At 73.0% G+C, this 22,059-nt stretch carries 24 protein-coding genes; 13 read left to right on the top strand and 11 right to left on the bottom strand.

The window, feature by feature from the left end; translation table 11 throughout:
• Nucleotides 1-40: 40 nt before the first annotated feature.
• From ACZ3YO_RS00260 to ACZ3YO_RS00270, 3 genes are all read right to left on the bottom strand, one after another.
• Nucleotides 41-898 (bottom strand): metallophosphoesterase family protein, encoded by an 858-nt coding sequence (locus tag ACZ3YO_RS00260; RefSeq protein WP_465562856.1) that lies wholly within the window; start codon nucleotides 896-898, stop codon nucleotides 41-43.
• A 186-nt stretch (nucleotides 899-1,084) separates the two neighbouring features.
• Nucleotides 1,085-1,441, bottom strand: a complete 357-nt coding sequence (locus tag ACZ3YO_RS00265) for a DUF4190 domain-containing protein (RefSeq protein WP_465562859.1) — start codon at nucleotides 1,439-1,441, stop codon at nucleotides 1,085-1,087.
• Between the two features lie 73 nt (nucleotides 1,442-1,514).
• Nucleotides 1,515-1,670 carry a hypothetical protein gene (locus ACZ3YO_RS00270; RefSeq protein ID WP_396319577.1) on the bottom strand — a complete coding sequence of 52 codons (156 nt, stop codon included), beginning with the start codon at nucleotides 1,668-1,670 and terminating at the stop codon, nucleotides 1,515-1,517.
• Between the two features lie 171 nt (nucleotides 1,671-1,841).
• Here ACZ3YO_RS00270 and ACZ3YO_RS00275 point away from each other — a divergent pair, with 171 nt between their 5' ends.
• The 6 genes from ACZ3YO_RS00275 to ACZ3YO_RS00300 all read left to right on the top strand — a co-directional run bounded on the left by ACZ3YO_RS00275 (nucleotide 1,842) and on the right by ACZ3YO_RS00300 (nucleotide 8,528).
• Complete coding sequence (locus ACZ3YO_RS00275) at nucleotides 1,842-2,471, top strand: TetR family transcriptional regulator (RefSeq protein ID WP_465562861.1); 630 nt, start codon at nucleotides 1,842-1,844, stop codon at nucleotides 2,469-2,471.
• Nucleotides 2,472-2,588: 117 nt separating this feature from the next.
• On the top strand, nucleotides 2,589-3,533 hold the full coding sequence (locus ACZ3YO_RS00280) for a S1 family peptidase (protein ID WP_465562864.1): 945 nt from the start codon (nucleotides 2,589-2,591) through the stop codon (nucleotides 3,531-3,533).
• A gap of 139 nt (nucleotides 3,534-3,672) precedes the next feature.
• Nucleotides 3,673-5,148, top strand: a complete 1,476-nt coding sequence (locus tag ACZ3YO_RS00285) for a S28 family serine protease (RefSeq protein ID WP_465562867.1) — start codon at nucleotides 3,673-3,675, stop codon at nucleotides 5,146-5,148.
• 248 nt (nucleotides 5,149-5,396) lie between these two features.
• Nucleotides 5,397-6,026 carry a TetR/AcrR family transcriptional regulator gene (locus ACZ3YO_RS00290; protein ID WP_465545359.1) on the top strand — a complete coding sequence of 210 codons (630 nt, stop codon included), beginning with the start codon at nucleotides 5,397-5,399 and terminating at the stop codon, nucleotides 6,024-6,026.
• Nucleotides 6,010-7,644, top strand: coding sequence for an acyl-CoA dehydrogenase family protein (locus ACZ3YO_RS00295; protein ID WP_465562872.1), 1,635 nt, complete (start codon nucleotides 6,010-6,012; stop codon nucleotides 7,642-7,644). The genes ACZ3YO_RS00290 and ACZ3YO_RS00295 overlap by 17 nt, the downstream gene beginning before the upstream one ends.
• Complete coding sequence (locus ACZ3YO_RS00300; RefSeq protein WP_465562874.1) at nucleotides 7,641-8,528, top strand: amidohydrolase family protein; 888 nt, start codon at nucleotides 7,641-7,643, stop codon at nucleotides 8,526-8,528. Before ACZ3YO_RS00295 ends, ACZ3YO_RS00300 begins: the two co-directional genes overlap by 4 nt.
• A gap of 89 nt (nucleotides 8,529-8,617) precedes the next feature.
• Here the strand turns inward: ACZ3YO_RS00300 and ACZ3YO_RS00305 are convergent, their stop codons facing one another.
• Nucleotides 8,618-9,430 (bottom strand): inositol monophosphatase family protein, encoded by an 813-nt coding sequence (locus ACZ3YO_RS00305; protein ID WP_465562876.1) that lies wholly within the window; start codon nucleotides 9,428-9,430, stop codon nucleotides 8,618-8,620.
• A 124-nt stretch (nucleotides 9,431-9,554) separates the two neighbouring features.
• Between ACZ3YO_RS00305 and ACZ3YO_RS00310 the strand changes: the two genes are divergently transcribed.
• Nucleotides 9,555-10,559 carry an Lrp/AsnC family transcriptional regulator gene (locus ACZ3YO_RS00310; protein WP_465562878.1) on the top strand — a complete coding sequence of 335 codons (1,005 nt, stop codon included), beginning with the start codon at nucleotides 9,555-9,557 and terminating at the stop codon, nucleotides 10,557-10,559.
• 219 nt (nucleotides 10,560-10,778) lie between these two features.
• Here ACZ3YO_RS00310 and ACZ3YO_RS00315 read toward each other — a convergent pair whose 3' ends face one another.
• On the bottom strand, nucleotides 10,779-11,261 hold the full coding sequence (locus ACZ3YO_RS00315; RefSeq protein WP_465562881.1) for a DUF2269 family protein: 483 nt from the start codon (nucleotides 11,259-11,261) through the stop codon (nucleotides 10,779-10,781).
• Between the two features lie 149 nt (nucleotides 11,262-11,410).
• Nucleotides 11,411-12,121, bottom strand: a complete 711-nt coding sequence (locus tag ACZ3YO_RS00320; RefSeq protein WP_465562884.1) for a 4'-phosphopantetheinyl transferase family protein — start codon at nucleotides 12,119-12,121, stop codon at nucleotides 11,411-11,413.
• A gap of 202 nt (nucleotides 12,122-12,323) precedes the next feature.
• On the opposite strand from ACZ3YO_RS00320, the gene ACZ3YO_RS00325 reads away from it, so the two are divergent.
• On the top strand, nucleotides 12,324-13,832 hold the full coding sequence (locus ACZ3YO_RS00325; RefSeq protein WP_465562886.1) for a choice-of-anchor A family protein: 1,509 nt from the start codon (nucleotides 12,324-12,326) through the stop codon (nucleotides 13,830-13,832).
• A gap of 125 nt (nucleotides 13,833-13,957) precedes the next feature.
• Here the strand turns inward: ACZ3YO_RS00325 and ACZ3YO_RS00330 are convergent, their stop codons facing one another.
• Nucleotides 13,958-14,584: a TetR/AcrR family transcriptional regulator gene (locus ACZ3YO_RS00330; RefSeq protein ID WP_465562888.1), complete on the bottom strand. Its 627-nt coding sequence runs from the start codon at nucleotides 14,582-14,584 to the stop codon at nucleotides 13,958-13,960.
• 64 nt (nucleotides 14,585-14,648) lie between these two features.
• Between ACZ3YO_RS00330 and ACZ3YO_RS00335 the strand changes: the two genes are divergently transcribed.
• A complete protein-coding gene (locus ACZ3YO_RS00335; RefSeq protein WP_465562891.1) occupies nucleotides 14,649-15,593 on the top strand; it encodes a hypothetical protein in 945 nt (314 codons plus the stop codon).
• A gap of 201 nt (nucleotides 15,594-15,794) precedes the next feature.
• Here the strand turns inward: ACZ3YO_RS00335 and kynU are convergent, their stop codons facing one another.
• Together kynU and ACZ3YO_RS00345 are read right to left on the bottom strand one after the other, a co-directional pair.
• Nucleotides 15,795-17,021 (bottom strand): kynureninase, encoded by a 1,227-nt coding sequence (gene kynU, locus ACZ3YO_RS00340; protein ID WP_465562894.1) that lies wholly within the window; start codon nucleotides 17,019-17,021, stop codon nucleotides 15,795-15,797.
• Nucleotides 17,022-17,089: 68 nt separating this feature from the next.
• Nucleotides 17,090-17,920 carry a tryptophan 2,3-dioxygenase gene (locus ACZ3YO_RS00345; protein WP_396319561.1) on the bottom strand — a complete coding sequence of 277 codons (831 nt, stop codon included), beginning with the start codon at nucleotides 17,918-17,920 and terminating at the stop codon, nucleotides 17,090-17,092.
• A 200-nt stretch (nucleotides 17,921-18,120) separates the two neighbouring features.
• Here ACZ3YO_RS00345 and ACZ3YO_RS00350 point away from each other — a divergent pair, with 200 nt between their 5' ends.
• Together ACZ3YO_RS00350 and ACZ3YO_RS00355 are read left to right on the top strand one after the other, a co-directional pair.
• A complete protein-coding gene (locus ACZ3YO_RS00350; RefSeq protein ID WP_396319560.1) occupies nucleotides 18,121-18,555 on the top strand; it encodes an Lrp/AsnC family transcriptional regulator in 435 nt (144 codons plus the stop codon).
• Between the two features lie 65 nt (nucleotides 18,556-18,620).
• A complete protein-coding gene (locus ACZ3YO_RS00355) occupies nucleotides 18,621-19,163 on the top strand; it encodes an NADPH-dependent FMN reductase (RefSeq protein ID WP_396319559.1) in 543 nt (180 codons plus the stop codon).
• 43 nt (nucleotides 19,164-19,206) lie between these two features.
• Here the strand turns inward: ACZ3YO_RS00355 and ACZ3YO_RS00360 are convergent, their stop codons facing one another.
• Nucleotides 19,207-19,839 carry a MarC family protein gene (locus tag ACZ3YO_RS00360; RefSeq protein ID WP_465562899.1) on the bottom strand — a complete coding sequence of 211 codons (633 nt, stop codon included), beginning with the start codon at nucleotides 19,837-19,839 and terminating at the stop codon, nucleotides 19,207-19,209.
• A 22-nt stretch (nucleotides 19,840-19,861) separates the two neighbouring features.
• Nucleotides 19,862-20,179, bottom strand: coding sequence for a barstar family protein (locus tag ACZ3YO_RS00365; protein WP_465545385.1), 318 nt, complete (start codon nucleotides 20,177-20,179; stop codon nucleotides 19,862-19,864).
• Nucleotides 20,180-20,325: 146 nt separating this feature from the next.
• Here ACZ3YO_RS00365 and ACZ3YO_RS00370 point away from each other — a divergent pair, with 146 nt between their 5' ends.
• Together ACZ3YO_RS00370 and ACZ3YO_RS00375 are read left to right on the top strand one after the other, a co-directional pair.
• Nucleotides 20,326-20,886: a DoxX family protein gene (locus ACZ3YO_RS00370; RefSeq protein WP_465562902.1), complete on the top strand. Its 561-nt coding sequence runs from the start codon at nucleotides 20,326-20,328 to the stop codon at nucleotides 20,884-20,886.
• 256 nt (nucleotides 20,887-21,142) lie between these two features.
• Nucleotides 21,143-21,814: an FxLYD domain-containing protein gene (locus ACZ3YO_RS00375; RefSeq protein ID WP_465562904.1), complete on the top strand. Its 672-nt coding sequence runs from the start codon at nucleotides 21,143-21,145 to the stop codon at nucleotides 21,812-21,814.
• Nucleotides 21,815-22,059 lie beyond the last annotated feature (245 nt).

Here is a 22,059-nt window from a genome sequence, read left to right on the forward strand (position 1 = left end):
AAGCCGAGGCCCCAAGTCGAGGCCCCAGGGCCCCAGGACCTCACCCGTCCTGCGGGAACACCTGCCGCAGCAGCGGGTCCGGCAGGCCGCGGCGGTGCCACTCGCGCGGGTAGCCGAGCGAGACCTCCTCGAACCGGACACCGTCGTAGTTGGTCACCCGGGGGATGTGCAGATGCCCGTAGATCATCGCGGCGGTGTTGAAGCGGCGGTGCCAGTCGGCCGTCAGCTCGGTGCCGCACCACTGGGCGAACTCCGGGTACCAGAGAACCTCGGTGGGGTGACGGACCAGCGGATAGTGGTTGACCAGGACCAGCGGCAGCTCGGGGTCGTGGGCCGCGAGCCGCTCCTCGGTGATCCGGACACGCTCCCGGCACCAGGAGTCGAGATCGGGGAACGGGTCCGGGTGGAGCATCCGCTCGTCCGCGCAGACCACGCCGCTGCTGTAGGCGGCCGCCAGGGACTCTTCCTTGGTGGTCGTCCCCGGCGCACGGAAGGAGTAGTCGTACAGCAGGAACAGCGGGGCGATGGCGACCGGCCCGCCGGCGCCCTCCCAGACCGGGTACGGGTCCTCGGGGGTCACGACACCGAGGCGGCGGCAGAGTTCCACCAGGTGCTCGTAGCGGGCGACGCCGCGCAGCTGCACCGGGTCGTCGGGGTGGGTCCACAGCTCGTGGTTGCCGGGGGCCCAGATCACGCGGGCGAAGCGTTCGGCGAGCAGGCCGAGGCTCCACTCGATGGAGGTGGTGAGTTCGGCGATGTCACCGGCGACGATCAGCCAGTCGTCGGGGGAGTCGGGCTCCAGCTTCTCGACCAGGTCACGGTTCTCCTGGTAGGAGACGTGGAGGTCGCTCACGGCGACCAGCCTGCCTGCCCGTCCGGGGCCTCCGGACCCTCCCATCCGTCCCGACTGCGCGTCACTCTGGTACTCGGTCGTCACTCCAGCCCCCATACAGTCACCCGGCCGATAGCGCCACAGTACGGGGACGGACTGGCGTGGCGCCGCAGATTGGCTGGATCGGTCGTTCGAGTGGCCCGGTTCCGGCCCTGGCCGGACGGTGCTCGGGGCGGCCGACCCGGTGCCGTCTCAGGTGCCGATCTGCCAGAGCACGCCGTGGTCGGCGGCAGTGGTGACGAAGAGGACGGCCAGGGCGGCGACGCCGAGCACCAGGCCCAGGACGGCGCGCCCACGGCGGCGGGTGCCCCGCACGAGGGCGAGCGTGGCCAGGATGATGGCGAGCGGCCCCAGGACGATGTTGAAGAGCAGCAGGCCGGGCAGGCCGAGCAGGAAGGAGGCGACGGCCAGGTTGTCGGCCTCGGCGATGGTGTGACGGCGCGTCGTCCTGGTGGCGGTGCTCGTGGCAGCGCTCGTGGCGGCGCTCGTGGTGTTGCTGGTGGCGGTGCGTGTTGCGGTGCTGGTTGCGGTGCGCGTGGCGGTGCTCATGATGGCGGCGAGTCCTTCCGAAGAGGCGCGGCGGCCGGAGGGTGAGACGGCCGAAGAGCAGGGGCGTGCCGGCTCAGCGCTGCCGCAGGCGGGCGATGCCCTCGCGGGCGCCGAACGCGAGCAGCCAGGCGGTGATGGCGGCGGAGGCGGTGAGGAAGACCGGGAGCGTGGTGTGGGCGGCGGCGCCGACGAGGACGCCCATGGCGACCAGGGCGGTGAGCAGGATCATGGCGGGCCCTTCCGGCAGCAGGCGGTGTGAGCAGGTCGTGCGAAATCAGCGGTGCGAACGGGCGGTTCCGCACCGGCGGTGCGGAACTTTGGGTTTACAAGTGTTCGCTGAATCCTCGGCCACTCTACGCCCGACTGGCCAATTTCGGCAAACACTTGTTTACTGAATGACGTGAGTCACACCGTGGGGGCCAGACAGGCCCAGAAGCAGCAGAGTCGGCGCGCGTTGCTGGATGCGGGGTTGGGCCTGCTGGCCGACCAGAACCTGGCGAGCCTCGGCGTGCGCGAGGTCACCCGCGCCGCCGGGCTCTCACCGGCCGCGTTCTACCGTCACTTCCCGGACCTCGCCGCGCTCGGTGTGGCGCTGGTCGAGGAGTCGCTCGCCAGCCTCCACGTGATGGTCCGTTCGGTGCTCGCCGGGGAGGGCGGGGCCGAGAAGCTGATCGACCGGACGGTGGACGTCATCGAGCAGCACGTCCGCGAACACCGCGCGCATGTGCGCTTCCTTTCGCGCGAGCGGCACGGGGGCGTGCGTCAGGTGCGGGAGGCGATCGACGCCGAACTGGGGCGGTTCGCCGAGGAGGTGGGCGCGGCGCTCGCGCTCCAGCCGGTGTCGCAGGGGTGGAGCCGGGAGGATCTGCGGATGCTGGCCGAGCTGTACGTCGACCACATGGTTTCCACGGCCGCCGCCTTTCTCGAGGCCCAGGAGGTCGACCCGGCCCGCGAGCGGCGCATCGCCGCCACCGCCCGGCTCCAGCTGAGGCTGATCAGCCTCGGTCGTCGCCACTGGCAAGGTGGCTGAAGGCAGTTGAGGTGGCCGGGGGCCGCGACTGCGCGGCCTCTCCGTTGTGGGCGGACTCTTGACATCACGTCATGTCCGCGCCAGCTTTGGGTGCACCCCCACAACGAGAGGTCTCTCATGAAGAAGCCGCTCATAGGCATGCTCACCACGCTCCTGCTCGCCGGGGCCACCGCCCTCGCCGGAGCCCCCACCGCATCCGCAGCCTCCGCCCAAGCCGCGGCCCCCGCCGAAGCCGCCGCCGTAACGACCGCGGCCACAGCAACCGCTGCCGACGGCGCTGCCGAAGGCACTGCCGCCGACAGCTTCACCGCGCAGGCACAGGCCGCCGCTGCCGTGAACTTCGCCGGCACGGTGGCCCTCAGCAACTGTTCCGGTTCGCTGGTCCGGCTCCCCGGCTCCGCCGCCACCGACCCTGCGCTCGTCCTCTCGAATGGCCACTGCCTGGAGAGCGGCTTCCCCGGCCCGGGTGAGGTCGTGGTCAACCAGGCGTCCAGCCGCACCTTCTCGCTGCTCAACTCCACCGGTGGCAAGGCCGCGACGCTGCGCGCGACCAAGGTGGTCTACGGGACCATGACCGACACCGATGTGTCGATCTACCAGCTGAACACCACCTACGCCTCGATCCAGTCGCGCTACGGGATCGCCCCGCTGACCATCGCGGCGGGCCACCCGGTGCAGGGCACCTCGATCAAGGTGGTCTCCGGCTACTGGAAGAAGATCTACTCCTGCTCGGTCGACGGCTTCGTCTACCGGCTGAAGGAGGGCTCCTGGACCTGGAAGGACTCGGTCCGCTACACCTCCAGCTGCAACACCATCGGCGGCACCTCCGGTTCGCCCGTGGTCGACGTCAGCACCGGCCAGGTCGTCGCCGTGAACAACACCGGCAACGAGGACGGCCAGCGCTGCACCGACAACAACCCGTGCGAGGTGGACCAGAACGGCGTGGTGACCGTCCGGCAGGGCATCAACTACGCCCAGGAGACCTACGGCATCCCGGCCTGTTTCGCGGCCGGCAACCGCCTCGACCTCACTCTGCCCGGCTGCACCCTGCCGCGCCCCTGACCAGCACATCTTTTCCCGGTGGGCCATCCGCGATCGGCGGGTGGCCCACTCGGCCGTCTACCGGACGGCCGTCCGACCGGCAGCCGGCCACCGGCTGCCGGAGAGTGTCGAACAGTTCCGTTGACCCGATGGAGAGTTGATGTCCACCAAGCTCAGAAGGCTGCTGGTCGCCGTTCTGCTGATACCCATGCTCGGCCTCGGCCTGGCGACGCCCGCGTTCGCGCAGGGGGAGCCCGGCAGCCCGGATGCCCGCGGCGGGTCCTCGGTCGCCGACGACGCCTCGGCCGACATCAAGGACCGCCTGGCGGCGATCCCCGGGATGACCGTCACCGAGGAGAAGCCCACCGACGCCGACCACCGCTACTTCCTGCTCACCTACACCCAGCCGATCGACCACTTCCGCCCGTGGTTGGGCACCTTCCAGCAGCGGCTGAGCGTGCTGCACCGGGGTTTCGACCGCCCGACGGTCTTCTACACCAACGGCTACACCCTGGGTACCACCCCGTCGCGCACCGAGCCGACCCGGCTGACCGACGGTAACCAGGTCTCCATCGAGTACCGGTACTTCACGCCGTCGCGCCCGGAGCCCGCCGACTGGACCAAGGCCGGCATCGAGCAGGCGGCCACCGACTCGCACCGGATCATCACCGCGCTCAAGCGGATCTACCACCGTGCGTGGCTCTCCACCGGGGCCAGCAAGGGCGGCATGTCCTCCACCTACCACCGCCGCTTCTTCCCGGAGGACGTGGACGGCACCATCGCCTACGTCGCGCCGAACGACGTCGACAACCGCGAGGACTCCGCGTACACGGAGTTCTTCGAGAACGTCGGCACCCCGCAGTGCCGTGCGGCGCTGGACGCCGCCCAGCGTGAGCTGCTGGTCCGCCGCGACCGGCTGGAGGCCCGCTACGTGGCCGACAACGCCGCCGCCGGCTCGACCTTCACCACCACCGGCAGTGCCGACCGGGCGTACGAGGCGGGCGTGCTCGACGTGGTCTGGGCGTTCTGGCAGTACAGCACCCAGGCGGACTGCGCCAGCGTCCCGCCGGGGGCCGCCGCCACCGACGACCAGCTGTACGCGTGGTTCGACGCCCAGTCCGGCATCACCGGCAACAGCGACCAGTCGCTCGCCAAGTACACCGCGTACTACTACCAGGCGGGCACCCAGCTGGGCTCGCCCACCTTCGAGGTCCCGCACCTCAAGGGGCTGCAGCACTACGACTTCAAGGAGCTGTACTCGCCGCGCACCTACGTGCCGAAGAGCATCCCGATGCGCTTCGACCCGTCCGCGATGCGTGACATCGACCGCTGGGTGAAGCACTCGGCCGAGCGGATCATCTTCGTCTACGGGCAGAACGACCCGTGGGGCGCCGAGCCGTTCCGACTGGGCTGGGGCAGTGAGGACAGCTACGTCTACACCGTGCCCGGCGGCAACCACGGCTCCAACATCGGCAAGCTGCCGGCGGCGGAGTCGGCCGAGGCCACCGCGAAGGTGCTGGAGTGGGCCGGCCTGGCCGACCCGGCGGCGGCCCGCTCGCTCGCCCAGTCGCACCAGATCCCGCCGTTCGGCCCGCTGGACGAGGAGGGCCTGAAGCTGGAGCACAACCGCCTCTAGCGGCGGCCGGGCCACCACGGCCTCCGGCGGGCGGTGGCAACGTCACCGCCCGCAACGGGCCGGGCCCAGATCGCCCGTAACAGCCGCCCGTGACAGCCGCCCGCGACAGCGGCACGCACGGTCCACGAGGGGCCCTCCGCCCGGCAAAGCACCGGCGGATGGCCCCTTCGCGCGGGCGTGCGGCCGGCCGGGGAAACAATGCCGCGCACCCCCTCCCCGAAGCAGTGAATCGATGCTTCAATGCTTCCGTGGCCTACCGACGCACGCCCGCCGTACAAGCCCGCCTGGACGCCCAACGTGAGGCGGTGCTCCAGGCCGCGGTCCTGCTGCTCGCCGAGCGCGGCTACCGCGGCTGCTCGATGGCCGCCGTCGCGGATCGCGCCGGGATCGCCACCGGCAGCCTCTACCAGCACTTCGCCAACAAGGCCGAGCTGTCCGTCGAGCTGTTCCGCCGGGTGGTCACCCGCGAGATCGCCGCCGTCAACGAGGCCGTCGCCCGCCGCGAGACCCCGCTGCAGCGGATCGCCGCCGTCGTCGAGACCTTCGCCGCCCGCGCCCTGCGCGCGCCTCGGCTCGCCTACGTGCTGCTGGTCGAACCGGCCGACGCCGTCGTGGACGCCGAACGCCTGGTGTTCCGCCGGGCGTTCCGCGACGTGATCGCCACCGAGATCGCCGCCGCCGTGGCGGCCGGCCGGCTGCCCCGGCAGGACCCGGAGCTGACGGCCGCCGGCATCGTCGGCGCGGTCGGCGAGGCCCTGGCCGGCCCGCTCGCCGAGGCCCACGCACCCGCTACCGGGGATACCCCGCCCGAGGTGGTCCCCGCCCTGGTCTCCTTCACCCTGCGTGCCCTGGGAGGACGCGATGACAGCGACGCATGAGGTCACCAACCAGGTGCCCCTGCCGTACGGACACGACACCGCCGCCGACCCGGCGCTGCTCGCCGCCCTGCACCGGGCCGGCGCCGGCTGGGCCGAGCCGGAGCTGCACGAGCTGGGCCGGCTGGCCGGCTCCGAACAGGCCGCCGAGTGGGGCCGGTTGGCCAACGAGAACCCGCCCGTGCTACGCACCCACGACCGCTTCGGCCACCGGATCGACGAGGTCGAGTTCCACCCCGCCTGGCACGAGCTGATGCGCACCGCCGTCGGCCACGGCCTGCACGCCGCGCCCTGGCGGGACGACCGGCCCGGCGCGCACGCCGCCCGCGCGGCCAAGTTCTTCGTCTGGGGCCAGGTCGAGGCCGGCCACACCTGCCCGGTCTCGATGACGTACGCCGCCGTCCCCGCCCTGCGCGCCACCCCCGCCCTCGCGGCCGAGTTGGAGCCGCTGCTGGCCGCCACCGAGTACGACTTCGGGCTGCGCGAGCCGCACGGAAAGCGCGGGCTGATCGCCGGCATGTCGATGACCGAGAAGCAGGGCGGCTCGGACGTCCGCACCAACACCACCACCGCGACCCCGCACGCGGACGGCACCTACCGGCTGACCGGGCACAAGTGGTTCACCTCGGCGCCGATGTCGGACCTCTTCCTGACGCTGGCCCAGGCGCCGGGTGGGCTCAGCTGTTTCATGCTGCCGCGCATCCTCCCGGACGGCGGCCGAAACCGCCTCCACCTCCAGCGGCTCAAGGACAAGCTGGGCAACAAGTCCAACGCCTCCGCCGAGATCGAGTACGACGGCGCGGTCGGCTGGCTGGTCGGCGAGGAGGGCCGGGGCGTCCCGACCATCATCGAGATGGTCAACATGACCCGCCTCGACTGCACCGTCGGTGCCGCCTCCGGCATGCGCCTCGGCGCCACCAGGGCCGTCCACCACGCCGTCCACCGCCACGCTTTCGGCCGGGCGCTGGTCGACCAGCCGCTGATGCGCAACGTGCTCGCCGACCTGGTGGTGGAGTCCGAGGCGGCCACCATCGTCGCGATGCGGCTCGCCCAGGCCACCGACCTCGCCCTCGCCGGGGACGAGTCCGAGACGCTGGTGCGGCGCCTGGGGCTGGCCGTCACCAAGTACTGGGTCTGCAAGCGCGGTCCGGCGCACGCGGCGGAGGCACTGGAGTGCCTCGGCGGCAACGGCTACGTCGAGGAGTCCGGCATGCCCCGGCTCTACCGGGAGGCGCCGCTGGTCTCGATCTGGGAGGGCTCCGGCAACGTCGCCGCCCTGGACGCGCTGCGCGCCATGGCCAAGCGGCCGGACACCGTCGAGGCCTTCCTCGGCGAGCTGGACGCGGCCGCCGGCGCGGACCGCCGGCTCGATGCCGCCGTCGCCGGACTCCGCAAGCAGCTCGCCGACCTGAGCGACGTGGAGTTCCGGACACGCCGGCTGGTCGAGTCGATGGCGCTGGCCTTCCAGGGCTCGCTGCTGGTCCGCCACGGCGACCCGGCGGTGGCGGATGCCTTCTGCGCCTCCCGCCTCGGGGGTGACCACGGCGCCGCCTTCGGCACGCTGCCCTCCGGCCTCGACGCCGGGGCGATCATCGACCGCGCCCGCCCGGTGCCCGCATGAGCGACGACGAGGTGGCGGACGTCCGAGGCTTCTGGCAGGGCCTCGGTCTGCCCGGCCTGATCGACGTGCACACCCACTTCATGCCGAAGAACGTCCTCGACAAGGTGTGGGCGTACTTCGACGCGGCCGGCCCGCTCGTCAACCGTCCCTGGCCGATCACCTACCGCCAGGCCGAGGCCGAACGCGTCGAGCGCCTGCGGGAGTTCGGCGTCCGGGCGTTCACGTCCATGCTGTACCCGCACAAGCCCGGCATGGCCGCCTGGCTGAACGCCTGGGCCGCCGACTTCGCCGCCCGCACCCCGGACTGCCTGCACACCGCGACCTTCTTCGCCGAGCCCGAGGCGCCCTCCTACGTGGCGCGGGCGATCGAGGACGGTGCCCGGGTGTTCAAGGCACACCTCCAGGTCGGCGGCTACGACCCGACGGACCGCCGGCTGGACGAGGTCTGGGGGCTGCTCGCGGAGACCGGCACCCCGGTGGTCAGCCACTGCGGATCCGGCCCGGTGGCGGGCAAGTTCACCGGCCCCGGCCCGATCGGCGAGGTGTTGGACCGACACCCCGGGCTGGTCCTGGTGGTCGCCCACCTCGGCATGTCCGAGTACCGCGACTTCCTCGACCTCGCCGAGAGACACCCGTCCGTCCGGCTGGACACCACCATGGCGTTCACCGACTTCGTCGAGGCGGACGATCCGTTCCCACGCGCCGAACTGCCGCGCCTGCGCGTCCTCCAGGACCGCGTCCTGCTCGGCAGCGACTTCCCCAACATCCCGTACCGGTACATGCACCAGCTGGAGGCGCTGGACCGGCTGGGCCTGGGGGAGGAGTGGCTTCGCGCGGTCTGCCACGACAACGCGGCCACGCTGTTCGGCCTGGCCGCCTGCTGAGGCGGGCACGGTCACGCAGTTCGGCCTCCCCGGCCGCTGACGCCGGCACCGCCATGCTGTTCGGTCCGTGTGGTCGCTGACGCCGGCGGTCACCCGACCGGACGCAGCAGCCTCAGCACGTCCCCGTGCAGCCCGGGCGCGGCGGCGAGGAAGCTGTCGGAGCCGGCCGTCCAGGCCGCCCCGGCGGCGTCCGTCACCGTCGCGCCCGCCTCGGTCGCGATCAGCGCCCCCGGCAGCAGGTTGCCCGCGTCCGCCCCGTACTCCCAGAACAGCGTCAGCTGCCCCGATCCGACCTGGGCGACCTGCAGTGACGTCGGCCCGAGGTTGCGGACCGCCAGCACCGAGCCCAACACCGCCGTCAGCGACTCGCCCGCTCGGCGCAGCGCCACCGGGTCCGCGGCCACCAGCGGTGGCTGGCTGGTCCCGGCGACGGCCACCGGCAGCTCGCGCTCCGGCGGTGCGACGGGCCGCCCGTCGAGCTCGGCGCCACCGCCCCGCACCGCGCGGTACGTCCGCCCGCCGAGCTCCGGCGCGTGCACCACGGCCAGCACCGCGGCACCGTCCCGGAGCAGGGTGGCGGTGACCGCCCACTGCTGCTGGCCGAGCAGGTACTGCACGGCGCCGTCGGTGGCGTCGCAGAGCCACCACTCGCCCTCGGCCGGCACCGCGCCCTCCAGTTCGTCCGTCACCCAGCCGGCCTGCGGGCGCAGTTCGCCCAGCCGTGCCCGCAGGTGGGCGGCGGCCGGGCCGTCCAGCTCGGCGAAGTGTGCCATCGCCTCCGCGACCGTCCGCGCGGGGGTGGGCTCGGCCGGGCGCGCCGCCGCCAGCCGCGCGCCGACCTCCCGCACCGCCGCCTCGACCCCGGGCAGCAGCTCCCTCAGCTCCTGGACCTCGTCGTTCATCGCTTCTCCTGTCCTGTCCGCCGCGGGCCGGTAGCGGGATCTTCCGGCCGCCCGGGACAAGGAGTACCGTCATTGCTGTCGAACAGGACGGCACAGCGGCCATTACTGACGGGGATCGGACTTCATGGACCTCTCGACTGCTGATCCGGACACGGCCCTGGACACTCTGGACCGCCGTCTGGTCTGCGCCCTGCAGGTCGACGGCCGGGCCGAGACCGGCCGGATCGCCGAGGTGCTCGGTGTTTCCGCCCGGACCGTCACCCGCCGGCTGGCCAGGATGCAGCAGGCCGGTCTGCTGCGCGTGGTCCGGATGCCCGATGTCGAGGACGCCGCCGTCGGCGCGCTGCTGCTGCGGGTCCGGGTGCTGCGCGGCAAGGTCGACACCATCGCGCAGGCCCTGGCGGACCGTCCGGACGTCCCGTTCGTCGACGTCATGCTCGGCGGCCAGGAGGTCGGCGCGGTGATGCTGGGCGACGCCGGCTCCCGGGACCGGCTGCTGTACGGGCAGCTGCCCGCCACCGCGGCGGTCACCGAGACCACCACGTACGCGGTACTGCACGCCTTCTCCGACGCGGGGCGGTGGCAGGCCGGCTACCTGGACGAGGCCGAGGTGGTCGCGCTGACTCCTGCGGCCCCGGCGCCGCCCGCCGACGGCCCCCGGGAGAGGTCCCCGCTCGACGCGCTCGACCGGGCCCTGCTCGCCCGCCTCTCCGTCGACGCCCGGCAGTCCCACGCCGCCCTGGCGGCGGCCGTCGGCGCGCCGGAATCGACCGTCCGCCGCCGGCTGCACCGGCTCACCGCAGCCGGTCTGCTCCGCACCCACGCCACCGTCGACCCACGGCTGCTGGGCATGGCCGTGGACGCCAACCTCTGGCTGGACGTCCCGCCGGGCCGGCTCGCCGAGGTCGGTACGGCGCTGGCCCGCCATCCCCAGGTGCACGGGGTCTTCGCCACCAGCGGCCCGGCCAACCTGATGGCCACCCTGTTCTGTGCGGACCACGGCGGTCTCTACCGCTTCCTCACCGGGACCCTCGGCCCGCTCGGCGTCGACCGCGCCGAGACGGCCATCGTCGCCCGCGCGGTCAAACGGGCGGGCGTCCCGTTGCACCGCCCGCGCCCACGGCCCTGACCCGGTCCCGACCCGAACCTGCGGCGCTTCCTCGCACCCGACGCGGTGGTCAGCGGCGGCAACGGCCTCGCCTAGCTGGCCTTCTCCGGGCCGTGGCGACCTGCCGGGTGCCGGCGGATCCACCCCGGTCGAGCCGGGCGCCGTCCGCCCGTCGCCGTACCGGCCTCGATCCCCGCGGTCGTCATGGCAGGACCGTACCGGGTGGGCCGTTCCGGCCGGTCAGGCGCCGCTGGTCGAGCCCGGCCGGATGATCATCAGCACCACGACCACCGCCCAGAGCAGGTTGAAGACGCCGGCGGTCATCGGCAGCAGCCGCAGGCCCTGAACGGCCTTGCCGTGCTCCGGGGCCCCGCCGTCGAGGTCGAGCGCGTCCACCGCCGCCTGCTGGGCGGGGAGCACGAAGAGCAGCAGGGAGAGCGCGGCGAGTGCGGTGAGCACCATCGAGACGATCAGCCAGGACTGCCCGAGCACGTCCATCACCTGGGCGACACCGATGCCCATCACCGGGACGGCTATCCCCAGCAGCGCGTAGACCTGGGTGATCCGGTGCAGCAGGCGCAGGGTGCCCGCCTCGGCGGCCCGGTCGGGTCCGCCGGCCAGAGCGGCCTTCGCCCGGCGCGGGAACATGCTGACGGCCACCGCCACCGGGCCGATGAACAGCACCGAGGCGAGGACGTGCAGGCTCAGCAGGAACTTGGCCATGGCGGGGGCACCCCTTGATCCAACGGGGGCTGCGTGCCGGGGACGCGGCGCGGGCAGCCGGGGCGTCCGGTTTCCGTGCCCCGAGCAGGCACGCTAACACCGCTTATCCGGGGCGCCGCCGGTCGGGTCGGGCCTCCGGTCGGGCTCGGTCAGCCGGCCGGCGGCGCCAGCAGCACGACCCGCGGCGCCGCGGTGCTCACGGCCGAGACGGCCGCCCCGTGCGCGGCGTCGGTCCAGTCGAGCAGATGCAGGTCCTGGTAGCGGCTGCGCAGCGGCCCGTCCGCCGGGACGTCGAGCGGCAGGGCGGAGAGATCGACGGCGGAGAGCCCGTCCAGGCTGGTCCGCCCGAGCTTGATCAGCGACTCCTTCCGCACCCACTGCCGCAGGAACGCCACCCCCGGCTCCGGGTGCGCCTCGACCAGCCGCAGCTCCGCCGGGGCGAGCACCCGCCGGGCGACCTCGGGGAGCGCGCCGCCGCGCGTGGCCAGTTCGACGTCCACGCCGATCGGCTGGTGTCCGGCGGCGGCCGCGATGACGCCGTGGGTGTGCGAGAGGCTGACGTGGACGTCCGGGTGGTCCGGCAGGTACGGGCGGCCGTGGTCGGCCTTTCCGCAGTCGGGGCAGTTCTGGGCCAGCGTCAGCCCGGCGGCCGGGACGCCGAGCAGGCGGGCGGCGCAGAGCCGGACCAGGATGTGCGCGGCGGTGAAGTCGGCCCGTCCGGAGTCGCGCCGGAACCGGGCGGCGCGCTCGCGCTCCAGCGCGGTGAGCAGGTGCTCGCCGGCCTCGGGATGCCGCAGCACGTCGGCACTGGCCGCGACGGCGGCGAGCGGGGCGTGCGGATCCTGGTCCTCGGAAGTCATGGTGCCAACCTAGCGGCGGCGCGGCCGGCGCGCGGTGACGGGCCCGGGTGGAGGAATCTCGGACCGCTCCTGAGGGCCTATAGGGTATGAATCATCCTATTTAGTGTTGGATGCACCGGATTGGCTGGAATCAACACAGGATCAACCGAACCACGGCAGGCTTCCCGGCCTGCCTTTTTCTCTGTGCGGAGGAAATGTGTCGATGGGTCAGGGCACCGGTGCGCCGGATCACCGGACGACCGCCACGAAGAGAGCGCCGGAGGCCCGCAGGCGCCGCGCCGTCCGGGTGGCGGTGGCCACCGTCGTCGCGGCGCTGCCGCTGGCCGCCGTGCTGACGGTCGGTGCGGCCGCACCGCTCGCGCCGCCGCTCGGCGCCTGCACCGGGCCCGACTGTCCGGCCGTCTGGCCGTCGCCGCCGCACAACGGCGACTTCGCCGGCCGGGACGCCACGATCAACGTCTTCACCGGCGGCGACTACACCGTGAACGGCCGGGCCGTGGAGGCCGAGGGCAAGATCGTCGCCCTCGGCGACCTCACCATCGACAGGAGTCAGGGCGGCGGCGGCTTCAACATGGGTGTGGTGGGCGTCGGTTCGCGCGTCGTGCCGCCCGACGGAAGTGACTTCGTCACCGTCGGCGGCAACGTGGACGTCAAGACCGGCAACCGGCTCCTCATCGGCGGCAGCGACTCCAAGGGTCAGGCCTTCGGCAACCTGCGGTACGCGGGCACGCTATCCGGCACCGTCAACATCGACCCGACCGGCCGGGCGATCAAGGATGCGGACGCCGCCGCGCCCTACCGGTCGGTGCTCACCCGGATCGAGGAGATTTCCTCCTGTGTCGCCAGGGCGACCGCCACCGGCACGGTCGCGGTGACCAACAGCGAGGCGACCTTCACCGGTGACGGGACCAGCATGAAGCAGGTCTTCAACGTCACTCGGAACCTGGGTTCGGCCACCCGGCAGATCGGACTGGTCTTCGCCCACATCCCGGCCGGCGCCACCGTGGTCGTCAACGTTCTGCCGGACGACGCGATCGTCAACACCTACACCGGCACCGGCCTGGCGGGCGACCAGACCACCGAGATGCGGTCCAGGCTGATGTGGAACTTCCCCACGTCGACCAATGCGCGCATCCTCGGCAGCGCGCAGTTCCAGGGCTCGGTCATGGCGGGCAACGTCGGCGGCACCACCACGATCGCCCTCCCCGGCCTCAACGGGCGGGTGTACCTGGCGGGCAACCTGATCCAGACCGGCACCGGCGGCTACGAGATCCACAGCTACCCGTTCGACGGGGACCTCCCGGACTGCGTCGTGACGCCGAGCCCGTCACCGACGTCGCCGAGCCCCTCGCCCACCTCACCGTCCCCCACCTCACCGTCCCCGACGTCACCCACTTCCACCTCGCCGTCCCCGACGTCTCCGACTCCCACCTCGCCGTCCCCCACCTCGCCGTCCCCCACCTCGCCTGCGCCGACCTGGTCGAGCGCCGCGCCGACCAGCCCGACCGTGCACCCGACCAGCCACCACCCCACGAGCCACCACCCCACCGGCCATCAGCCGACCAACGGCACGTCGACCGGCGGCAGTGGTGAGCTGCCGTCGACCGGCGCGGGCAACGCCCCGGTCGTCCTCGGCCTGGCCGGGGTCGGGGTGCTGGGTCTCGGCGGTCTCGCCGTCCTGGCCGCCCGCCGGCGCGGACGCCACAGCTGACCGCTGCAGCTGCGCGTCGCGGCTGAACGCCGTCACGCCGCTCGCTGCAGCTGAGCGTCACAGCCGAACGCCGTCAGGCCGCCCGCTCACCCGAGCGGGCGGCCTGACGCGTCGTGGGGTTGCGCTCATCGCGTCGGGTAGTCCGCCAGCCCCGTCCCCAGCAGGTTGAAGGCCACCTCGACCGCCGCCGTCACCCGGGTGCGGACGGTCCCGGTCGGCTCGCCGGCCACGATGCCGCGCCGGATCTCCGCCATCACCGCCCGGTGCGCCCCCGCGACGGCGCCGGCGAGCACCCGCGGCAGGGGGTCGTCCGGGTCGGCTCCCGACTCCGCGGCCAGTGCCGCCGCGAGCGCCGCCTCGGCGCGTTCGCCCAGCTCCAGCAGCCGGGCCCGCAGGGCCGGGCTCTCCGCGACCACCCGCCAGAACACCACCGCCTCGGCGGTCAGCCCGTACGTCGGCTCGCCCGCCGCCAGTCCGGCCAGGAGGTCGGCCCGGACGGCGTCGACGGCGGACGTGCCCGACCGCCGCTCCCGCACCACGGTGGCCAGGCGGGCGACCACCTCCTCCTGCCGGTCGAAGAAGAGGTCCTCCTTGGTCGGGAAGTAGTTGAAGACCGTGTTGGCCGAGACCCCGGCCGCCCGGGCCACCTCGACCACGGTGACCTGGTCGAACCCGCGCTCGGCGAACAGGCCCATCGCCGTGTCGGCCAGCAGGGTCCGGGTCTGCTGCTTCTTGAGTTCGCGAAGTCCCATGGGAGGAATCATAGTGTCACGCTAAATTTGCAGTGACACCAAAAATATCGGCTACGGTGGCGGCATGACCTTCACCTTCGGCATCTACCCCGGCGGTCTGCTCGGCGACGACACCGGCGTGATCGAACCCGTCCGCCCCGACGACCCGGCCCTGATCGCCGCCGCTCTGCGGGAACTCCAGGGCGCGGCGCCCGCGTTCCTGGTGCGCGCCTACCGCCACCACCCCGAGGGGGTGCCCACCCCGGCCGAACCGGAGCGCTACGCGGTCGAGGGCCGCCGGCTCGACCTCGTCCTCCAGTTCCGCGAGCCGAGCGGGAGTCTGGACGGCTGGCTGGACTTCGTCCGGCGGACCGTCCGGACCGAGGGGCACCGGATCGCCCTCCTGCAGATCTGCGAGGAGCCCAACGTCGACCTGCCCGCGCTCGACGGCAGCACCCCCAATATCCGCCAGGCGTTGGTGCAGGGCGTGATCGCGGCCAAGGAGGAGGCGCTGGCCTGCGGTCACGACCTCGCCGTCGGCTTCAACGCGGCGCTGAACTTCGACCCGGCGGACACCTTCTGGCCGGAGCTCGGCGCCCTCGCCGACGAGCGTTTCCACCGCGCGCTCGACTACGTCGGCCTGGACTTCTTCCCCGACGTCTTCCGGCCCGTCCCGCCGGAGCGGCTGGCGGAGGTGGTCGCCGCGGTGCTCACCGGCTTCCGGCAGGACTCCCTCGCCAAGGCCGGCATCGGTCCGTCGGTGCCGGTCCGGATCTGCGAGCACGGCTGGCCCACCGGTCCGGACCGGAGCGAGCGGCGGCAGGCCGAGGTGGTGGAGGAGGTGGTCCGGACGGTCGCCGGTCTCGCCGCCGAACTCACCATCGAGGGCTATGCGTTCTTCAGTCTGCGGGACGCGGACAGTGCGGGCTCCGGGGCCTTCGACCGTTTCGGCCTGCTGCGGGACGACTACACCCGCAAGCCGGCCTTCGACGTGTACCGGCGGCTGGTCGAGGAGCTGACCTCGCCGTGACGGCAACGCGGGCTGTGGGTGTGGGTGGATCGCGGATCGCCGGCCAGGGGGCGCCTGGCCCGCGATCACTGATCCCGGCCCACCGGATCGACTCATCTGCTCGACCTCGCCGGCCCATGACCTGCTCGACGGTCGGGCCGGCCGTCCAGTCGCCGTCGACGGTGGGCTCGGCGCCGGTGACAGGGGAGGAGTCGTCGGGGGTCAGGTCACCTCGCCGCGCCGGGAGAAGCGTTCCTCCCGCCACTCGCCGCTCTCCAGCACCTCGGCCAGCTGCTGTGCCGCATCCCAGACGTCCGTGTACGACAGGTAGAGCGGGGTGAAGCCGAACCGCATGAGGTCCGGGGCGCGGAAGTCCCCGATGACCCCGCGCGCGATCAGCGCCTGCACCACCGGGTAGCCGTCGGCGTGCCGCAGTGCGACCTGGCTGCCGCGCCGGGCGTGCTCGCGCGGGGTCGCCACCTCGACCCCGTCCAGGCCCTCCGTCAGGTTGATGAACAGATCGGTCAGCGCCAGGCTCTTCGCCCGCACCGCGGCCAGGTCGGCCCGCTCCCAGACGTCCAGCGAGGACTCCAGCGCGGCCTGGCCGAGCAGCGAGGGCGAGCTGGTCAGGAAGCGGCCGATGCCCGCCTTCGGGTCGTACCCGGGCTCGAAGGCGAACGGGCGGGCGTGCCCGAACCAGCCGCTCAGCGGCTGCTCCGGCCCGGCCGCGAGGTGGCGCTCGGCCACGTACAGGAAGGCCGGCGAACCGGGGCCGCCGTTCAGGTACTTGTAGGTGCAGCCGACCGCGAAGTCGGCGCCGCTCGCGCCGAGCCCGACCGGCAGCGCACCCACCGAGTGGCAGACGTCCCAGATCATCAGGGCGCCCGCGGCCTGCACCCGGGCGGTGATCCCGGGCATGTCCAGCAGCTCGCCGGTGCGGTAGTCCACGTGGGAGAGGACGACGGCGGCGACGTCCCCGTCCAGGTGCCGGTCCAGCTCCTCCGGCGTGACCAGGACGCTGCGCGCGCCCTCGAACAGCCGGGTCACGCCCTCGGCGATGTAGAGGTCGGTCGGGAACGCCGCGCCGTCGCCGAGCACCGTGTGCCGGCCGGGGCGAAGCCGCAGTGCGGCCGTCAGCACCTTGAACAGGTTGACCGAGGTGGTGTCGCAGACCACCACCTCCGCCGGCCCGGCCCCGACCAGCGGGGCGATCCGGCGGCCCAGCCGGTAGGGCTGCTCGAACCAGCCGGCCTCGTTCCAGCTGCGGATCAGCTCCCGGCCCCACTCCTCCTCGACCACCTGCCGCACCCGCCCGGGGGTGCGGGCCGGCAGCGCGCCGAGGGAGTTCCCGTCCAGGTAGACGACCCCCTCCGGCAGCGCGAACTCCTTGCGGAACGCCGCCAGCGGGTCGACGGCGTCCAGCGCCGCGCAGTCCTCGCGCGTGATCATGCCCGGTCTCTCGCCCACTCTGTCGTCCATTCCTCTGGTCACATCTCGCCCGGTCGCGTCCGGCCCGTTCACAGCTCGTCCCGGACGGTCCACAGCTCGGGGAAGACGTCCTGCTCGGCGGCCTTGCGCAGCCAGGTCAGGCCGCTGGACCCGCCCGAGCCCGGCTTGGCGCCCATCGCCCGCTTGACCGCCGCCAGGTGCCGCTGGCGCCAGCGGGTCACCCGCTCGGCGACGTCCAGCAGCGCCTCGGCGAGCGGCTGCAGTGCCGCGTACCCGGGGTCCGTGTAGACCTGCCGCCAGGCCGCCTCCACCGCCGGGTCGGCGCGGTGCCGCTGCTCGGAGGGCTCGTGCGGCACGGCCAGCCCGCGCCGGGCGAGCAGGGCCAGCGCGTCGTCGTACAGGCCGGGGGAGCGCAGTGCCGCGCTCAGCTCGGCGTGCGTCTCCGGCACCTCGTCGTACATCCGCAGCAGGGCGGCGTTCTTGTTGCCGAGCAGGAACTCCAGGTGCAGGAAGGCCGAGGACTGGAAGCCCGAGGCCTCGCCGAACACCGAGCGGAACGCGTTGAACTCCTGCGGTGTCATGGTCGCCAGCAGGTCCCAGGACTCCGTCAGCACGTCCTGGACGTGGGTGCCGCGGCGCAGCGCGGCCAGCGCGGCCGGCAGGTCGTCCTCGCGGAGTGCCTGCTGGGCCAGCGTCCATTCGTGCCGCAGCAGGCCGAAAAGCAGCTCCATCACCTGGGTGGAGACGATGAACGACATCTCGGCCGGCACCTTGCTGCGCGGGTTCTGCAGGCTGTGCAGCTCGGCCAGCCGCACGTACCGGGCGTACGGGGTGCCGTGACCCGGTTCGCCGCCCGGGCCGAACGACAGGTTCGGTTTCTCCACCGCGTCGTGCCCCATCCCGATCCCTCCTGATGACCCGCACAGTTGCGGGGCCCCATTGTGCGGCGGCCACCACCCGCTCTTGAATGGGCTCCGGGCACCCCAACGGCACTCGGACTTGTCGTTCGAGAGGTCTTTCCGCCGATCTGCTTTATGATCGCGAAACGGCTGGATCCGGCCACACAACGCCCGCCGACCACGACCTTCCTGGAGCCGCCATGGACGCCGTCGACCGCCGCCTGCTCGCCGAGCTCCAGGCCGACGCCCGGCTCTCGTACAACGAACTCTCCCGCCGGGTGAGTCTCTCCGCACCCGCCGTCGCCGAACGGGTGCGCCGGCTGGAGGCCGACGGGGTGATCAGCGGCTACCACGCCCACGTCGACCCCGCACGGGCCGGGCTGCCGATCACCGCGCTGGTCCAGCTGCAGTGCTACGGCCCCCGCTGCGTGCTGCGCGACCCCGAGGTGGCCCGCTGGCCGGAGGTGCTCCAGCTGCACCGGGTGACCGGTGGCGCCTGCTGCGTGCTGCTGGTCGCCGTGCCCGCGATGGCCGACTTCGAGGCGCTGATCGACCGCCTCGGCGCCTACGGGCAGCCGGCCAGCTCGATGATCCTGTCCAGCCCGGTGCCCTGGCGCCCGGTCGTCGCCCCCTGAGCGGGCGGGTCCCGCACGGCGGCCCGACGGAACGTCAGGTCCGGCGGAGCGGTAGGTTCCTCGCCATGCCGAACGACGACCGTCACATCCTGCTGCTCTCCGGCAGCCTGCGCGCCGGCTCCACCAACGAGACGGTGCTGCGCACCGCCGCCGCGGTCGCGCACTCCACCGAGGGCGTCACCGCCACGTTCTACACCGGCCTGGCCGGACTGCCGCACTTCAACCCCGACGACGACACCGACCCGCTGCCCGCGCCGGTCACCGAACTGCGGGCCGCCATCGAGGCCGCCGACGCCCTGCTGATCTGCACCCCGGAGTACGCGGGCACGCTGCCCGGCTCGTTCAAGAACCTGCTCGACTGGACGGTCGGCGGCACCGAGATCTCGGACAAGCCGGCCGCCTGGATCACCGCCGCCGCCCCCGGCCGGGGCCAGGGCGCCGAGGCGACGCTGCGCACCGTACTCGGCTACACCGGCGCCGCCGTGCTGGACGAGGCCTGCGCACGGATCCCGCTGGACCGCTCGGGCGTCGGCCCGGACGGGCTGGCCACGGACCCGCTGGTCCGCGACCGGATCGGCGAGGTGCTGGCCCGCCTGGCGGCCGGCTGACCCCGGCCCTCCGCCGAAGGACCCCGGACCCTGCCGGCCGGGCTCAGTGCCCGTCCGGCAGGTGCAGGCCCAGCCCCGCCAGGCCGTTCAGGAACAGTTCCACCCCGACCGCCGCCAGCAGCAGGCCGAGCAGCCGGGAGAGCACCTCCAGCGAGGTCCGGTGGGTGCGCTGCATCAGCGGGGCGAGGGCCGCCACACAGAGGTAGTTGATCACCACGACGGCGATGTACGCCCCGGCGACGGTGGTCCGCCACCCCCAGTCGTCCTTGGTGAGCGAGCCGACCAGTACCGCGGTGACCGCCAGCGGGCTGGCGATGTACGGCAGGAGCAGCTCGCGGATGCCGTCCACCATCGGATTGGCCAGGTGTTCGTCCTCGTCGTCGCTGGCGCCGAGGTGGATGCCGAGGACCAGGGCGACGGCGTAGATGAAGAAGATCGCCCCGCCCGCCAGTTGCAGCGACTGGTCGCTGATGTGGAAGAGCGAGGTGACGGCGTCGGCGGTGTAGGCGAGCACCAGCCCGATGACGGCGGAGATCACCGTGGACCAGGCCGCCAGCCGCCGCAGCTCGCCGGTGGTGCGGCTGCCGGCCAGCCGGGCGAAAGACAGCAGGACCTTCGGCGGGCCCACGACGGCGAAGAAGGCGATGAAGGCGGTGCTCAGGTTGAAGACGAACATGGGCCAAGCATGGCCGTGCTGATCATCGTAGTTCGACCGCCACGCCCTCCGCGCGCAGCGTGACGAGGATCGCGTCGAAGTAGTCGAGCCGCCGCTCGCCGAGGAAGACCGTGCCGGTCAGGTGCCGGCGGGCGGTGCCGGCGTCCTGCCAGAGCAGGGTGAACGGGGGAGTGGGGCCGAACCCGCCGTGCAGGCAGTCGGCCAGCGCGTCGAGGTTCGAACCGTAGTAGCCCCCGGGCCCGTTCAGGGCGGCGCCGAGGGCGGTGTAGAACGCGGCGCGGTCGGTGACCCCGCGGCCGTCCAGCACGTAGGTGGGCCGTTCCGGCCGGGTGACGGTCATCCGTCCTCCATTCCTGCTCACCCCCGTTCGCCCGGGTATTCCCTCCCTCCTCGATATTCGCCCGGATGGCGGTCCCGGGTCGAACCGGCCCGCCCTTTCGGCTCCTATGGAAGCCGGATCACCCTCCGCTGGAACGAGGACTCGACATGTGTCTGAACCGTAAGGACCTGGGCCTGCTGGCCCTGCGCGGCGCCGTCGGCGGGGTGCTGATCGCACACGGCACCCAGAAGCTGTTCGGCTGGTTCGGTGGCGGCGGCCTGGAGGGCACTGCCCAGGCGATGGAGCAGATGGGCTTCCACCCGGGGCGGCGGAGCGCCATGGCCGCCGGCCTCGGCGAGGCGGGCGGCGGCGCCATGCTGGTGGCCGGGCTGGCCACGCCGGCGGCCGGTGCGGTGGTGGCCGGCACCATGGCGGGGGCGGTCGCGGTGCATGCGCCGGCTGGCTTCTTCATGATGTCCGGCGGCTACGAGTACCCGGCGTTCCTGGGCGCGACCGGGCTGGCGCTGGGCCTGGCCGGCCCGGGGCGGTACTCGCTGGACCACCTGACCGGCCACGCCTTCGACCGCCCGTGGGTGGGCATGCTCGCCTTCGCCGCCAGCGCGGCCTCCGCGTACGGCGTGGTGGCCCGCCGCCGGCACGCGGTGCGGCTGAGCGAGGAGCGGGCCGCCATGGAGGCGGAGGACCAGGAGGGCTCGGGCCTCTCCTGATCCCTGCCCGCTGCCGCGAGGCCTGATGGCCTGAACGCCGATCGCCGGTCGCCGGAAACCGCCCCCGTTCGCTCCCGTCCGGCGGCGTCCCGTGCGCGGGAAGTCGGACCGGCCGACTTCCCGCGCACCGGTCCTCCGGGAACGCCACTCCTCACCCGGACGAACCAGCCCTGCTGGCGGGTGGGGCCACCACCTCGGAGGGTGGTGCGGGAGGTGTGCCGGGCACCCCGGCGCCGGGCAGAATCGAGGACCCCCGATGGATCGCCAGCCGGACCGTCAGCCGGACCGCCGGCCGGACCGTCAGCCGCAGCACCGGCCGGACCGCCGGACGACAACCCCCCACCGGCCCACCGCCCTGGACCCGGACGCCCCCGTGGTCCGCCGCCCCCGTCGTGCGTTGGCCGGCGTGCTGGCGGCGGCCGTGCTCGGCGCGGCGGCCCTGGCCGGCTGCTCCTCGGGCAGCAAGGCGAGCAGCGTCGCCTCCTCGGCCGCCGGCGCGGTGGAGTCCGGCATCTCGGCGGCTGCCTCCGCTGCCGCCTCCGCCGCCGCCTCGGCGGTGGCCTCGGCCGCGGGCGGGCTCTCCTCGGCGGCCGCGTCGGCGGCCTCCTCGGCGGAGGCGGCGGCCTCCTCGGCGATCGCGGGGATCAAGGGCGGGCTGGACGCCAAGGGTGATGTCACCACGGGCGAGGTGAAGATCGACTCGGACGGCAAGGCCGAGGTGCCGCTCACCGTCACCAACCACGGGCAGCAGTCCGACCGGTACGTGATCCAGGTCAACTTCACCGACGGCTCCGGCAACGTGCTGGACGCGACGGTGGTGACCGTCGAGGACGTCGCGGCCGGGCAGAGTGCCCAGGCCACCGCGAAGAGCAACCGTGATCTCAGCGGCACGGTCAAGGCGGAGGTGGCCAGCGCCGTCCGTTACTGACGTCCGTCGCCGATCTGCGAGGCCCGTACGGAGCCGCAGGTCAGCGGGGGCCGGGCGGGAGCGGGTGAACCTTAAGGGCGGCTCAAGGCTCAACATCACCCCTTGACGGGGGAGTTGGTCTAGTCCATTTTAATCCCAGGTGCAGGGAGCCCCTGAACCGGCGTCAGCGGTCGAGGCCGCGGGCGCCGGTTCGGCATATCCCGGTGTCCGTCAGGCATGTTCCCGCTCGATTCCCTTCCTCAGTT

The organism is Kitasatospora sp. NPDC022785 (genome assembly GCF_055561295.1).

What these genes read in the sequence shown, in the direction of transcription:
- ACZ3YO_RS00345 (WP_396319561.1), bottom strand. Translation starts at nt 17,920, where the DNA reads ATGGGGCACGACGCGGTGGAGAAACCGAACCTGTCGTTCGGCCCGGGC.
- ACZ3YO_RS00300 (WP_465562874.1), top strand. Translation starts at nt 7,641, where the DNA reads ATGAGCGACGACGAGGTGGCGGACGTCCGAGGCTTCTGGCAGGGCCTC.
- ACZ3YO_RS00310 (WP_465562878.1), top strand. Translation starts at nt 9,555, where the DNA reads ATGGACCTCTCGACTGCTGATCCGGACACGGCCCTGGACACTCTGGAC.
- ACZ3YO_RS00265 (WP_465562859.1), bottom strand. Translation starts at nt 1,441, where the DNA reads ATGAGCACCGCCACGCGCACCGCAACCAGCACCGCAACACGCACCGCC.
- ACZ3YO_RS00295 (WP_465562872.1), top strand. Translation starts at nt 6,010, where the DNA reads ATGACAGCGACGCATGAGGTCACCAACCAGGTGCCCCTGCCGTACGGA.
- ACZ3YO_RS00360 (WP_465562899.1), bottom strand. Translation starts at nt 19,839, where the DNA reads ATGTTCGTCTTCAACCTGAGCACCGCCTTCATCGCCTTCTTCGCCGTC.
- ACZ3YO_RS00260 (WP_465562856.1), bottom strand. Translation starts at nt 898, where the DNA reads ATGGGAGGGTCCGGAGGCCCCGGACGGGCAGGCAGGCTGGTCGCCGTG.
- ACZ3YO_RS00285 (WP_465562867.1), top strand. Translation starts at nt 3,673, where the DNA reads ATGTCCACCAAGCTCAGAAGGCTGCTGGTCGCCGTTCTGCTGATACCC.
- ACZ3YO_RS00330 (WP_465562888.1), bottom strand. Translation starts at nt 14,584, where the DNA reads ATGGGACTTCGCGAACTCAAGAAGCAGCAGACCCGGACCCTGCTGGCC.
- ACZ3YO_RS00320 (WP_465562884.1), bottom strand. Translation starts at nt 12,121, where the DNA reads ATGACTTCCGAGGACCAGGATCCGCACGCCCCGCTCGCCGCCGTCGCG.
- ACZ3YO_RS00355 (WP_396319559.1), top strand. Translation starts at nt 18,621, where the DNA reads ATGCCGAACGACGACCGTCACATCCTGCTGCTCTCCGGCAGCCTGCGC.
- ACZ3YO_RS00305 (WP_465562876.1), bottom strand. Translation starts at nt 9,430, where the DNA reads ATGAACGACGAGGTCCAGGAGCTGAGGGAGCTGCTGCCCGGGGTCGAG.
- ACZ3YO_RS00315 (WP_465562881.1), bottom strand. Translation starts at nt 11,261, where the DNA reads ATGGCCAAGTTCCTGCTGAGCCTGCACGTCCTCGCCTCGGTGCTGTTC.
- ACZ3YO_RS00270 (WP_396319577.1), bottom strand. Translation starts at nt 1,670, where the DNA reads ATGATCCTGCTCACCGCCCTGGTCGCCATGGGCGTCCTCGTCGGCGCC.
- kynU (WP_465562894.1), bottom strand. Translation starts at nt 17,021, where the DNA reads ATGATCACGCGCGAGGACTGCGCGGCGCTGGACGCCGTCGACCCGCTG.
- ACZ3YO_RS00350 (WP_396319560.1), top strand. Translation starts at nt 18,121, where the DNA reads ATGGACGCCGTCGACCGCCGCCTGCTCGCCGAGCTCCAGGCCGACGCC.
- ACZ3YO_RS00375 (WP_465562904.1), top strand. Translation starts at nt 21,143, where the DNA reads ATGGATCGCCAGCCGGACCGTCAGCCGGACCGCCGGCCGGACCGTCAG.
- ACZ3YO_RS00365 (WP_465545385.1), bottom strand. Translation starts at nt 20,179, where the DNA reads ATGACCGTCACCCGGCCGGAACGGCCCACCTACGTGCTGGACGGCCGC.
- ACZ3YO_RS00335 (WP_465562891.1), top strand. Translation starts at nt 14,649, where the DNA reads ATGACCTTCACCTTCGGCATCTACCCCGGCGGTCTGCTCGGCGACGAC.
- ACZ3YO_RS00325 (WP_465562886.1), top strand. Translation starts at nt 12,324, where the DNA reads ATGGGTCAGGGCACCGGTGCGCCGGATCACCGGACGACCGCCACGAAG.
- ACZ3YO_RS00280 (WP_465562864.1), top strand. Translation starts at nt 2,589, where the DNA reads ATGAAGAAGCCGCTCATAGGCATGCTCACCACGCTCCTGCTCGCCGGG.
- ACZ3YO_RS00370 (WP_465562902.1), top strand. Translation starts at nt 20,326, where the DNA reads ATGTGTCTGAACCGTAAGGACCTGGGCCTGCTGGCCCTGCGCGGCGCC.